The organism is Pseudarthrobacter sp. fls2-241-R2A-168, assembly GCF_030209335.1.
Classification (GTDB): Bacteria; Actinomycetota; Actinomycetes; order Actinomycetales; family Micrococcaceae; genus Arthrobacter.
Window position 1 is genome coordinate 294,117 of record NZ_JARVSG010000035.1, and the last position, 12,125, is coordinate 306,241.

At 64.5% G+C, this 12,125-nt stretch carries 13 protein-coding genes and 1 pseudogene; 9 read left to right on the forward strand and 5 right to left on the reverse strand.

Annotated features, from left to right (window positions below; genetic code table 11):
• Positions 1-56 precede the first annotated feature (56 nt).
• Both QRN11_RS18550 and QRN11_RS18555 read left to right on the forward strand, forming a co-directional pair.
• Positions 57-227 (forward strand): hypothetical protein, encoded by a 171-nt coding sequence (locus QRN11_RS18550; RefSeq protein WP_285313968.1) that lies wholly within the window; start codon positions 57-59, stop codon positions 225-227.
• 100 nt (positions 228-327) lie between these two features.
• Positions 328-1,368: an AAA family ATPase gene (locus tag QRN11_RS18555; protein WP_285313969.1), complete on the forward strand. Its 1,041-nt coding sequence runs from the start codon at positions 328-330 to the stop codon at positions 1,366-1,368.
• A gap of 58 nt (positions 1,369-1,426) precedes the next feature.
• On the opposite strand, the gene QRN11_RS18560 is transcribed toward QRN11_RS18555, so the two are convergent.
• Positions 1,427-1,930, reverse strand: a complete 504-nt coding sequence (locus tag QRN11_RS18560) for an HAD domain-containing protein (protein WP_285313970.1) — start codon at positions 1,928-1,930, stop codon at positions 1,427-1,429.
• 72 nt (positions 1,931-2,002) lie between these two features.
• Between QRN11_RS18560 and QRN11_RS18565 the strand changes: the two genes are divergently transcribed.
• The 3 genes and pseudogenes from QRN11_RS18565 to QRN11_RS18570 all read left to right on the forward strand — a co-directional run bounded on the left by QRN11_RS18565 (position 2,003) and on the right by QRN11_RS18570 (position 3,118).
• Positions 2,003-2,212: a hypothetical protein gene (locus QRN11_RS18565; protein ID WP_285313971.1), complete on the forward strand. Its 210-nt coding sequence runs from the start codon at positions 2,003-2,005 to the stop codon at positions 2,210-2,212.
• An 18-nt stretch (positions 2,213-2,230) separates the two neighbouring features.
• Positions 2,231-2,329: pseudogene (locus QRN11_RS22655) on the forward strand (hypothetical protein); the annotation flags it as partial.
• A 45-nt stretch (positions 2,330-2,374) separates the two neighbouring features.
• Entirely contained in the window at positions 2,375-3,118 is a 744-nt protein-coding gene (locus tag QRN11_RS18570) for an alpha/beta hydrolase family protein (RefSeq protein ID WP_285313972.1), read from the forward strand.
• A gap of 124 nt (positions 3,119-3,242) precedes the next feature.
• On the opposite strand, the gene QRN11_RS18575 is transcribed toward QRN11_RS18570, so the two are convergent.
• A complete protein-coding gene (locus QRN11_RS18575) occupies positions 3,243-3,956 on the reverse strand; it encodes an HNH endonuclease family protein (protein ID WP_285313973.1) in 714 nt (237 codons plus the stop codon).
• 515 nt (positions 3,957-4,471) lie between these two features.
• Complete coding sequence (locus QRN11_RS18580; RefSeq protein WP_285313974.1) at positions 4,472-5,338, reverse strand: GntR family transcriptional regulator; 867 nt, start codon at positions 5,336-5,338, stop codon at positions 4,472-4,474.
• Positions 5,339-5,608: 270 nt separating this feature from the next.
• Between QRN11_RS18580 and QRN11_RS18585 the strand changes: the two genes are divergently transcribed.
• From QRN11_RS18585 to QRN11_RS18600, 4 genes are all read left to right on the forward strand, one after another.
• Positions 5,609-6,874 (forward strand): RuBisCO large subunit C-terminal-like domain-containing protein, encoded by a 1,266-nt coding sequence (locus QRN11_RS18585; RefSeq protein ID WP_285313975.1) that lies wholly within the window; start codon positions 5,609-5,611, stop codon positions 6,872-6,874.
• 1 nt (position 6,875) lies between these two features.
• Positions 6,876-8,174 (forward strand): four-carbon acid sugar kinase family protein, encoded by a 1,299-nt coding sequence (locus QRN11_RS18590; protein ID WP_285313976.1) that lies wholly within the window; start codon positions 6,876-6,878, stop codon positions 8,172-8,174.
• A 51-nt stretch (positions 8,175-8,225) separates the two neighbouring features.
• Positions 8,226-9,269, forward strand: a complete 1,044-nt coding sequence (locus QRN11_RS18595; protein ID WP_285313977.1) for a zinc-dependent alcohol dehydrogenase — start codon at positions 8,226-8,228, stop codon at positions 9,267-9,269.
• Positions 9,270-9,343: 74 nt separating this feature from the next.
• Complete coding sequence (locus QRN11_RS18600) at positions 9,344-10,381, forward strand: 2-keto-3-deoxygluconate permease (protein WP_285313978.1); 1,038 nt, start codon at positions 9,344-9,346, stop codon at positions 10,379-10,381.
• Positions 10,382-11,098: 717 nt separating this feature from the next.
• Here QRN11_RS18600 and QRN11_RS18605 read toward each other — a convergent pair.
• Both QRN11_RS18605 and QRN11_RS22660 read right to left on the reverse strand, forming a co-directional pair.
• Entirely contained in the window at positions 11,099-11,830 is a 732-nt protein-coding gene (locus QRN11_RS18605) for an Lrp/AsnC family transcriptional regulator (RefSeq protein WP_285313979.1), read from the reverse strand.
• The gene (locus tag QRN11_RS22660) at positions 11,788-12,108 is read right to left on the reverse strand and encodes a hypothetical protein (protein ID WP_502935050.1); all 321 of its coding nucleotides are present in this window, start codon (positions 12,106-12,108) and stop codon (positions 11,788-11,790) included. Before QRN11_RS22660 ends, QRN11_RS18605 begins: the two co-directional genes overlap by 43 nt.
• Between the last annotated feature and the right edge of the window lie 17 nt (positions 12,109-12,125).

Below are 12,125 nucleotides of genomic sequence, written 5' to 3' on the forward strand. Positions count from 1 at the left end.
ATTGATGAGCGGAGTTGCGTCCGGGAATCGAAGTGGCACCGTCCTAGACTTTCGGCATGCACCCCTTAGTAGCGATCGGACTGGTGTTGCTCGCCGCGATTGCCTGGACGGTCACCATCCTGACCATGCTGATTGTTCTGGTCAAAGCCCGGCGCCGGGCGCCAGCTGACGTCAGACACGCCCTCCAAGGTGTGGAGATTCAGAGCTCCGATGAACGGGCCGCTTAGACATAGCTGGTTGTCACTTGGTGCAGGCGTGGCCATGACGGAGTTGATACTGGCGACGCCTACCCCACCCCTGTAGGGAATTGAGTACTACAGTGGATGCATGGCTCCCAGCCGCCATCCGCTCGATGACTTGCGCGAAACCATCGGCCATCTGGCCGATCAGCTCAAGCTGCCCACATCGGAGCGCGTCGACGACCTGGTCGGTGACCTCATTGGCGCGAGGTCGGGGCCGGCACGCCCGCTGTCCGAGGTGCAGGCCGAGCTCGACGCGCTGGTGGGGCTGGAGACCGTGAAGGAACAAGTGCGGGCCCTCGTCGCGCTGCTCCAGGTCCAAGCCCGCCGCAAGGCGCACGGCCTACCGGAGGTGGCCACCTCGCAGCATCTGGTGTTCCTCGGAAACCCGGGCACGGGCAAGACAACCGTGGCGCGGCTCCTGGCCGAGATGTACCGCGCGGTCGGTCTGCTGCAGAAAGGCCATTTGGTCGAGGTCGACCGTTCGGGCCTGGTGGGGCAGTACGTGGGCGCCACCGCCATTAAGACGGACCGGGTGATCCGGCGTGCTCTGGATGGAGTCCTGTTCATCGATGAGGCCTACGCGCTGGCCCCGGAGGACGGCCGGATGGACTTCGGACCCGAGGCGATCGAGGTCCTGCTGAAGCGGATGGAGGACCACCGTCACCGCCTGGTCGTGATCGTGGCCGGGTACCCGCGGCTGATGGAGTCCTTCTTGCTTTCGAACCCCGGACTGCGCTCCCGGTTCGCCCGGGAGATCACATTCCCCGACTACTCCGTCGACGCACTCCAGACGATCTTCCAGCAGATGCTGGCCCAGCACGAGTACATACTGGCGCAAGGTGCCGACCAGGTGCTGCGCCGCATCTTCACCGGGCTCCATGCGGGCGAGGACTCCGGCAACGCACGGTTCGCGCGCACGCTGTTCGAGCAGGCGCTCAACCGGCAGGCGCTGCGGCTGTCGCTCGACAAGGAACAAAGTCTCGATGCGCTGGATCGTGAGGCCGTCATGACGCTCACCGCGGACGACATTGTCGAGGCGGCGCTGGCCTTGGGCGAGGAGCCGGAACCAGAACCGACGCCGGAACCGGAACCGGAGCAGCCACGCTGGTGGCGCTGGCTGGTCTGACGGATCCGCGTAGGCTGACAGGCGAATGGTGGCGGAGTATCTCGCCCACCAGACCGGGTCAGCGCACGCGATCGAACCTCCGATCCCCTTGGTCATCAATGAAGACCTGGACCGCTACGACGTGCGCCTCCACCAGCCCCTGGTCCGGGGTCGGTTTCTCCAAGAGGACTGGCTTGGCATAGTTGTGGGCCCATTCGTGCACGTCCGGCCCGAGGACGTCGTCGATCCACACCACCGCGTCCCAGTCGGCCTCCCCCGCGGCGTCCATCCGGTCCAGCCACCGTGCGACGGACCGGAGCTTCGGAGTCGGCTCATCAATGTCACTCTCCTTCATCGCCAGGGGCACGCGCAGCGGCTCCACTTCGAGCTGCAGCTGCTCCTCCAGCCCGGCCACGACATCAGTGGGTGAGGTCGACACCCACGCGATCCGGCCCTTGGTGGCGAGCCGCCGCACGAGCGCCACTTTTCCATCCGACAGTTGCGGGCCCCGGCTGTCGCTGTCACTGGGGCGGACCTTCGGGTTCAGCACTCCGTCGATGTCGAGAAGGATGATCGGCTTCATACGAGCAAGCTACATGGTCGGCATACTGCTGACTACACACACCCGTGCCCGCCCCGCCACTACAGTGTCAGCGTGACCAAAGCTGCACTTCTCCTGGCCGGCACCGCCGCGGCAGTCATCGTTTCTGCTTCAGCGGGCGCTTCCCTCCATATCGCACGCGCTCTCATCACCCCTGCAGGTGAACGGCCCGAGCGGATCCGCATCCTGGCAGCAGACGACGCAACAGTGACCTTGCACGCAGACGAGGACACACTCTCCCCCGGCGTTTTCAGCCTCTACTGAGGGAACCGGGCAGGCCATGCCAGGATCGGCTGCATCCTCTCCCGTCAACCGGCGGCAGGCACGGTCACCCGTGCTCTGGAGAAGATCTATGCCGGCGTTCTGGAGCCAGGCACCTCAGGTTACTGGTCCGGGTACACGTACCCGACACCTGAGGAGGCAGGATTGCCCAGCAGTGAAGTTTGGCTACCGGGGCCGGCGCCGGCATGGCTTGTCCCTGGCGATGACTCCCGGCGATGGGTCATCCACATCCATGGTCTGGGCGGCCGACGCGCCACTGGCGTTCGTACCGCCCCGCTTTTCCACCGACTCGGCTACACCCAACTCCTGATCTCCTTTGAAGGTGACGGCGATGCTCCGGCCACTACCGACGGCAAACATCACCTCGGCCACACTGAGGTCGACGACGTCCATGCAGCCATCGGCTACGCTGCCAGCCACGGAGCGGATTCCATCTTCCTCTCCGGCTGGTCAATGGGGGCCGCCATGGCCCTGGCTGCCGTGCACACGTCACCGCAGAAGGATCTCATCGATGGACTTGTCCTCACCGCTCCCGTCCTGGACTGGGACAGCACTCTGTCCTTCAACACCGCGGCGGCACGACTCCCCGTATTTCTGTCCGGAACGGCATTGTGGATCCTTCGCGGCCCCCTGTACTGGCTGGCCGGGCTGAATCAACCCCTGAAACTCAAGGACCTGGACTTCACCACCATGAAGCCCGAAGTCCCGGTTCTCATCCTGCACAGTAACGCCGACACGAGCACACCGATCAGCGTCAGCGCCAAGTATGCCGCACTCCACCCGGACAACGTGACACTTGTCCGGTTCCCTGCCGGCCGGCACACCCAGGAGTGGAACACCGACCCCGGGTTGTGGGAGAGGTCAGTTGAGCACTGGCTGCAACAGTGAGACCAGTCCCGTTCGTTAGCAGGTGTGCGGGAAGAGACGACGCAGCTGCCCGAGGCGCATCGATTCACCCTCTAGTCAAGCGGCGCGCGAGCCTCCCCGGAGGATAAGGGAGTGCCGGCAGCGATCAGGCGCAGCCCTCCAATATCCCCGCGATTGCGTCGTGTTCGGCTTGAGTGGTCCAGAGGCTGTATTTGGCCTTAACGGCAGTTTGGCGGGCGACGTACTCGCATCGGAAAGCTTTGTTCGGCGGAAGCCACGTTGCTGCATCCTTGTCACCTTTGGCAGCGTTGGTGGGGCCGTCGGCGGCCATAAGATTCTGCGGGTCGTTGGCGAGATCCCTGCGCTGGTCAACCGTGAGCTGCTGTGCGCCTTTTTGCCAGGCATCGCTGAGGGGAACGATATGGTCGATCTGGACATCGGAGCTTGTGTCCTGGCCGCGCGTGAATCTAATGGTGGTGCCGGTATATCTGTCGGCCAGGGTTCCTGTCATGACCACACAGCTGCGGGTGCCCGGCTTGAACGTTTCGTTCGTCAGATCCCGGGCCAGGATGTCATTCCGGGTATCACAGCCGTTGCGGTCAACGTCAGCCCAAGCCGGTCCAAACTCATCGCGGGAGTAACCGGTCTTTGGGGCGCGCCCCTTCACGGGAATCCTCTCCAGTTGTTCAAGGGCGTTGGCGGCAGTTGCCGGATCTATCGTGCTCGAGGCACCGGTGCCCGGAGCAGGCTCGGTGATCTCAAGGGCGTTGGCTGCAGCGTCGCAACCTGCTAATGACGCAGCCAGCATCATCGCGGTGACTGAGGCCAGGACTTTGGCGGGAGAACAGGTGGTCTTCATGGTCCTTCTGGTGATAGGGCGTTGTTCCACGCTAGCTTCGACGACCGCCTGCCGCGGGTAACCCAGTCCGTGGTGCCTGCCACACGTCCGCGCCCCTCGCCTCAACTCCGGAAGTGGAAATCAGGCCATACACGTTTGCGCTCCAACGCTGCCCCCCGCTCAAGGACCCGCACTGGTCTGCCACCATGGCCGGCATCACCAACTACATCGCGCACCGGCTCGGGTAACCCGCACCGTCCTGGACCGGACACATCAATGCCTTCAACGGAGCATGGCACGTTAGCCTGCCCCGACACACGCTGAGAAAGCAATGGGGGCAGCCAACCGCACTGTGGAGTACCTCGGGCAAGGGTCTTGTTCGTGAAGACGGTCTGGTACCTTCCGGGCCAGCCCTGACACACAAATGACGAGGAGAAGCAGAGATCGCCCCGCGCCGCCACGCCCTCCTCAAAGCCGGCTTTGGGGTCCGATTCGTGAATCCCTCCTGATGTCAGGGGACGGGCGGCCGTGGCGCTTTATTGTGCTCCTCGCTCGAGGTCGGCCAGTTCTGATTCGAGTTGCTGGCTCAGGTTCCGCAGGCGGCGGATGTGTTCTTTGGAGACGCCTCCCGGCTGGCTGGTGACTTGTGCGTCGACGTCGAAGACGGTGTTGGGGCTGTGCCAGACGTTGAACCATTCGAGGCCGTGGCCGAGGGCGTCCCGGGTGACGCCTTGGAGCAGGAGTAGTGGTTCGCGGGTGTTGATGTTGAGTTTATGCGCCAGGTCCGGATCTGAGGACACGGCCTGGACTTGGCGGGGTCCTCCGGCTGGGTGGTAGCCGTGGTCGCGCATGAGGCTCAGGAGTGACGCGTTTTCAAGCAGGTCTACGGTGAAGTGCGGGAAGAAGTCGCGCGGGACCCAAGTACGCATGAAGGCAACGGGAAGATCGTCGAGGTAACGGATCCGCTCGATTTTCCAGGTGTTGGTGGTGTTAAGGGCCTCGATGCCCGCCTGGGGCGGCTCGGATGGTTCCACAGTGAGGACGTGGGTGCGCAGGCGCTGGCCGTGCGCGGCGGCCTGTTCGTCCAGGCCGCCTGCGCGCTGGACGTGTCGGCGGAGGACGGGCGTTGCGGCTACTACGCTGCCGCGGCCGCGCTGGCGTCGGATCAGGCCGAGGTCGGAAAGGCCTGACAAGGCTTGGCGCACCACGCTGCGGGAGACACCGAACTGCCTTTGCAGTTCCTCTTCAGTGGGCAGGGAGGCGCCTGGGGACAGTGCCAGATCCACGATCTGCCGGTGCAGGATGTCCCGGATTTGTGCATGGAGCGGGCCTCCGGCTTCCCGGTTCAGGCCCCCGCCGCGTCCCGTCGGCTCCGTCCCTGGTTCTGCTTGTTCCAAACTCACGCTAACTCCTTTGCCGCTGTGCAAATCTTAGCCCTCACACCCGAAGCCGTAGCCCTTTACCAGGAGCTGCTGGTCTTGACGTGATCCACACCACGTATTATTGTACGTACCAAAGGTACGTACAACTTCGCGAATGGTTATCACGGAAGATGCCATGGACACGGAGTGCGAGTCACCTGCTTAAGCCCGCAATGGTGCGCGAGCGACGTGAGGGTACCTGCAGGTGACAGTTGGATACGTGAGTTTCAAAACCCTGAATTGGAGAGTTCCATGCGCGACCCGCGTTCGGTGCGTTGCACCTATTACCTTGAATCTGAAATTGAGCCCGAGAAGGCTGCTGCCATCATGGCGGGCGAGCAGTCCAGCGGCACGTTCCTGCCGGTGCCCGGGGAGTCCGCCCGGATCCGGGAACGGCACGCCGCACGGATATCCGATGTTCAGGAACTGGGATTTTGCCGGCCTTCCCTGCCGTCCCGGGCCAACCCGGAAAAAGTCCGCGCCGCCTTGGTGACCGTTGATTTCCCGATGGAGAACGTCGGCACCGACCTGGCCACCCTGCAGACTGCCATCGCAGGCAATCTTTTCGAGCTGGGTGATTTGTACGCCTGCCGGCTCCAGGACATGCAGCTGCCCGCTGACTTCATCGCCGCCCACCCCGGCCCCGCATTCGGCATCGGGGGAACCCGAAAACTCATCAGTGACGTTCAGGGCGTCATGGTCGGCACCATCGTCAAACCCAATGTCGGGCTCTCGGAAGAAGAGTTCCGGCTGGTCGTCCGGGATCTGGCGATGGCGTCCATTGACCTGATCAAGGACGACGAACTGATGACTGATCCGGGGTACCTGCCGCTGGAACGCCGGGTCGCGGTCGCCACCGAGGAAATCCGTGCCGCCGAGCAGGTCACGGGCCACTCGACTATGTATGCCTTCAACATCACCGGCGACCTCGCCGGGTTGCGCAAGCGCCACGACCTGGTTGTTGAAGCCGGCGGCCGGTGCGTGATGCTGAACATCCCGGTGATGGGAATGCCGGCCCTGGCGTTGCTCCGCAGCTTTGCGGAGGTCCCGATCCATGGCCACCGCGCCGGGCTTGCCGCCTCCATGCGGTCCAAGGCCTTGGGCATGGACTACCGGGTCTGGCAGCAGATGGCACGCCTCGCCGGCGCCGACCACCTGCACGCCAGCGGGCTGGGCAGCAAGTTCTACGAACTGGATGAAGAGGTGGCTGCGAACATCCGCAGCCTGCTCGAACCCCTGGGGCAGACCACCGCACCGCTGCCCGTCCTGTCTTCCGGGCAGAACGTCACCACCCCCGGGCCCACCTTCGACGCTGTCGGCTCCACGGACCTGATGATGCTGGCCGGCGGCGGGGTCGCAGCCCACCCGGACGGTCCCGGGGCCGGGGTGCGCAGCCTGCGCCAGGCCTGGGAAGCCGCAGTGGACGGGGTACCACTGCAGACTGCAGCCACCAAGCGGGCGGAAACTGGAGATGACGCCCTGCTGCATGCGGTCCAGACGTTCAGGAAAGGTGCCTGACATGCCAGCTTTCGGTTTCGTCGCCGACGACCTCACCGGAGCCGCCGACGTCCTGGCCCAGTCCCACCGCCACGGCCTCGAAGCTGTCCTCGTCATCGGGGACACGCCACTGCCCACCGATGCTGACGTCGTTGGGATCGCCGGGCCCTCCAGGTCCCTGGCCGGGGAAGCGTTCGACACCCTGGTCCGCAGGGACCTGGCCGGTATCGCACCACTGAACCTGGAGGTGCTGCTCTACAAGGTCTGTTCCACGTTCGACAGCTCCACCACGGTCGGCAGCATTGGCCGCGGGATCCAGCTGCTCCATGAGCAGTTCCCCCTGCACGGCCCCATTCCAGTGGTGCCGGCGCAGCCGGGCTTTGGCCGTTACACCGCCTTCAGCAACCACTACGCGGCCTACGCGGGAAAAATCTACCGGCTGGACCGCCATCCGGTGATGTCACGCCACCCGTCCACCCCCATGTCCGAAGCCGATCTGCGCCAAATCCTGGCCGAACAGCTCGGCGGAGCCCAGGTACCCGGAGCCATCCACCTGCCCGCCTACCAGGACGGGACCTTCAAGGACGCCTGGGCCGACCAGCGCCGGGAACCCGGAGCGCAGGCCTTCGTCGTCGACGCCGTGGACGAACACCAGATGGACGCCATCGCAGAAGCCCTCACCCGGGAAGAACACGGGCACGGCCCCTCAATCGTCGTCGGATCCGGCGGCATCATGGCCGCGTTGGCCCGGTCGATTTCGGACCAGGCCGCGCGCACAGCCGGCCACCAGAAGTCTTCGGGGCCGGTGCTGGCAGTCAGCGCCTCGGCCTCCAGCACCACAGCGGAGCAGATCAACGACGCAACCTCCAATGGCTGGGAGGACGTCCCGGTCCCTGCCGAGCTGCTGCAGCGCGATGACCCGGCGGCTGTGGCAGACCTGGACGAACGTGTTTCCGCTGCCCTCCGCACAGGCAGGAACGTTGTCGTCCACACCACCCGCGGCGCGGCGGACCCGCGGTACAGCGCGGGAACGCCGGTGGACGCCGGCTACGTCGGCACACTGATCGGCGGCGTGGCCGCCCGGATGGCAAACGCCGGGCTCACCCGTGACATCGCCGTCTGCGGCGGCGATACCTCCAGCCATGCACTCATCGCCATGGGCGTACGCCAGCTCCGGGTGTCGGCCCAATTTGTCACAGCAGCCCCAATCCTGCGCGCCGACGGCGCCTCCGCCGTCGCCGGGTGCAGGCTCCTGCTCAAGGGCGGACAGGTCGGCCCCACCGACATCCTGCGCCGCTTCGCCGGTCAACTCCCCAGCTGACCCCCCACAAATCCCTCCACGCATCACCAGAACCAACGAAAGGCGGCCCCCATGCGGGCAGTAGTCAAAAACGCAGCCGAGCGAGGCGTCACCTACGTCACCGACGCCGGCGACCCCAAAGCAACAGAAGGCTCCGTCGTCATCGAAGTAGGAGCCGCGTCCCTGTGCGGCACCGACCGCGAACTCTACGAATGGACCCCGTCGGCCCAGGCGTTCAACCTCAACCTCCCGGTCATCCTCGGCCACGAAGGCGCAGGAACCATCGTCGAAGTCGGCGCCGGCGTCACCGGGCTGAAGGTTGGCGACCAGGTTGCCCTGGAAAGCCACCTGACCTGCGGGCAGTGCTTCCCCTGCCGCACCGGCGACGCCCACACCTGCGAACGGACCGGCATCCTCGGAATGCACATCGACGGTGTCTTCGCCGAGTACGCCTCCGTCCCCCAGGATATCTGCGTCAAGCTCCCCACCGGCCTGTCGCTGGAATCCGGGGCCCTGCTCGAAGCCGCGGGCGTTGCCGTCCACGCCATCCAGCGGGCCAACTACTCCGTCGCAGGACGGGCGGTCCTCGTTAGCGGCGCAGGCCCGGTCGGCCTCGTCGTCGTGAACCTGGCACTGCTCATGGGCGCCTCCCATGTCATCGCCGTTGACCCGAACCCCTACCGCCGGGCCCAGGCAGAGAAACTCGGTGCGACCGCCCTGCACCCCAACGACGGCATCGTTGAGCGCTGCCGCGAACTGACCGGCCGCCGCGGCGGCTTCGACGTCGCTTTCGAATGCTCCGGAGCTCCCGGCACGCTGGCAACACTTTTCGAAGCCGTCCGCCGCGAAGCCACCGTCATCACCGTCGGACACCCCAGCCGCCCCGCAGAAGTTGACATCGCCGCCTACATCAACAAGAAGGGCATCACCCTGCGCGGCATCTTCGGTCGCCGGCTCTGGGAGACCTGGGAACAAAGCCTGCTGCTCCTCGATTCCGGGAAGCTGGAACTGGACTGGCTCATCACCCACCGCAAGAAGCTGAGCGACATCGACGAAGCCGTCGAACTGCTCACCGGAGACGCCTGCAAAGTCCTGCTCATCCCGGGCCTCGGCTAAACACACCCCCACCCACGCGCACCCGCCCCGGAACGCGTGGACCCAAGCAACCCAGCCATTCACAGGAGAAATCAATGTCGATTCCCATCAAGAAAGCCCTGGAAAAAGTCCCCGGCGGCATGATGCTGGTGCCCCTTTTCATCGGCGCCATCATCCACACCCTGGCCCCGGACGCCGGTAAGTTTTTCGGTTCCTTCACCGGAGCCTTCTTCACCGGCCTTCCACCCCTCCTGGCGGTGTTCTTCGTATGCCTCGGCGCAACACTCGAAGTAAAATCAACGCCCTACATCCTCAAAAAGGGCGGGGTGCTCCTCGGCTCAAAGATTGCCTTCGCCATCCTCATCGGCGTCATCGCCGGACGTTTCCTCGGCGAAGCGCCCATCGAAACCGGGATCCTTGCCGGCCTCTCAACCCTCGCACTCGTCGCCGCCCTGAACGACACCAACGGCGGGCTCTACATCTCGCTGATGGGTCAGTTCGGCCGCAAACGCGACGCCGGGGCCTACTCCATCCTCTCGCTCGAATCCGGCCCCTTCCTGACCATGGTCACCCTCGGCATCGCCGGCCTCGCTGCCTTCCCCTGGCAGGCACTCGTCGGCGCGATCCTCCCGCTGGCACTGGGCATGCTCCTGGGAAACCTGGATAAGAACATGCGGCATCTCCTGGCCCCGCTGGTACCGGCGATGATTCCGTTCCTGGGCCTGGCCCTCGGGTTGACCATCAACCTCAACGCCGTCGTCGAAGCAGGGCTGCTTGGCATAGCCCTCGGACTGTTCGTGGTTTTCGTCGGCGGCGCCGTGCTGCTACTCGCTGACAAACTCACCGGCGGCGATGGCGTGGCCGGCCTCGCCGCGGCAACCACAGCGGGCAACGCGGCCCTCGTCCCGGCCATCATCGCCACGGCCAACCCCGTCTACGCGCCCGCAGCGGAACACGCCACAGTGCTCGTGGCAGCCTCGGTCGTCGTCTCAGCAGTGCTCTGCCCCATCGTCACCTCAGCATGGGCCCGCAGAGTGCAGAAAAAGGAGGGCCTGGTGGACACACAAGACAACTCCGCCGAGCAGGAGGCACCAGCCCCCAAACATGCGGGCAGTACCCCAGAACTGACGTAGCTAACTAAAGGGAAAAGGGCGGGGCGTGCACATCTGTGCGGCCCCGCCCTTTCGGTCTCACGCGCGCTTGCCAGACAGAAACGCCAGATACAACCCTGGAGGAACACAATGAATGTACAGACTCAGTTGTCACAGGTCCCATTCCCTGGACCTCAAACCCGCCTGCTCAGTCATCACAACTGGATCCATCTGAACCCGGGCGACAGAGTGATCGTCCAACGAACTGGCCACGCAGCCGAATGCGGCACCATCGATGACATTGCCGGAGACGCGTCATACTTTTGGGTCTGCATCGACGGCCAAAGCAGGATCCTCATCTTTCACTGTGACGGCACCGTCATTCACAAAGTCCTTACCTAGTTCGGCTGATGCCACAAGCGCTCCGGTCAGGATGATAGAAACTTCGTTAGAGCGCGCGCCAACCTGACAATCGGGTCCCGGATGCCTTCCTGCCGTCGGGAACGCTCCTCGGAACTCAACCTGGCAGGATGAGGTCCGAGGCCCCAGGTCAGCGGCCGCCCTTGTGGCGCGGCCCCAGAAGTCGCCTGACGGAAGGTCTTTTATCGGCCAACGCTCAGTACGACCAAGGGCAAGATCGGACACGGTTTCCCCCAAAAGATGCGCATGCACCGCATTTCCCAGGGCAGGAAGCGGGCGGCAAACCTCTGCTCACCGGCTGTAGCGCGCCCTTTGGTTCGGGTCAGGTTGCAGTAGTGGTCAGGGTTTCGCGGCCTGAAGATGGGTGGCGCGGTAGCCTGTTCGTCGTCCATTCTCGTCGAGCAGCGTTCCGACCAGTTTTGTGGTGCGCATGACCACGGACCGGTCGGTGATGCGCACGCCGGGCAACTGTTCTTCTATGGCTGCTTCGAGCCTGGAGATGTCTTTGAGCGTCCTCATCCACACCGTCATAGCGATGTTGTACCTGCCAACTATCGACGCCACGGAGCGGATCTCATCAAGCCGGCTTAGTTGCCGGGCAATCCGTTCTGCCTGGGCGGCGGGCAAGGACAAAAAATACCAGGCGTTCACCGGCCAGCCTGACGCTGAGCGTATGACGTCGGTCCTCAGCCTGATTGTCCCCGCCGACAGCTGGCTGGAAATTGACTCGCGGACTTTTCGCGGGTTGGCTCCAAGAGACGTTGCGACTTCCATCGCAGTCGCCCGCCCGTTACGGAACAGCTCCTTGGCAACCGCCCCGTCAAATTCAGTGGGCCGCCTCACCCGCCCCGGCTCCGGCTTGATGGCACGCAGGGTTTCCACTTGCTTCGCGTCGAGCGCCCTCAGGCGCCATTGGCTGGCTTCCGCAAGGACATCGGAAATCGGATATGAATAGACCTTGGCTACGAAATCCAGCCTTTCCAGACGCTCCAGCACGTACCGGTAGAGGGCCTCGCTCGTAGGAGCGATCACGGAAAGCACCAAGTCCCGTGAACCTGCGGTGATGTCCACCGTTGCCACTTCGGGGTCCGGCAGCAAGGCCTCGACTCAACATGGCAGGATGAGGGGGACCCCGCTCCAGTCAACCGCTCCCCTGCCGGCGCCGTCCTAAGGCCGCATGTGGGGAGCACCTCAGATTCCGGATCGCGCGTCCACAACGGTTGCTCGCTTTGCACCGCAGTGTGCGCTTGCCGGACGGTCGCGGGTGACGCCTCCGAGAGACCGAAGTGCCTGACCTTTCCGTCCTGGACCAGATCTCCTACCGTCCAGGCGGCGTCCTCGACGGGCACCGAGGGGTCTAGGCGAC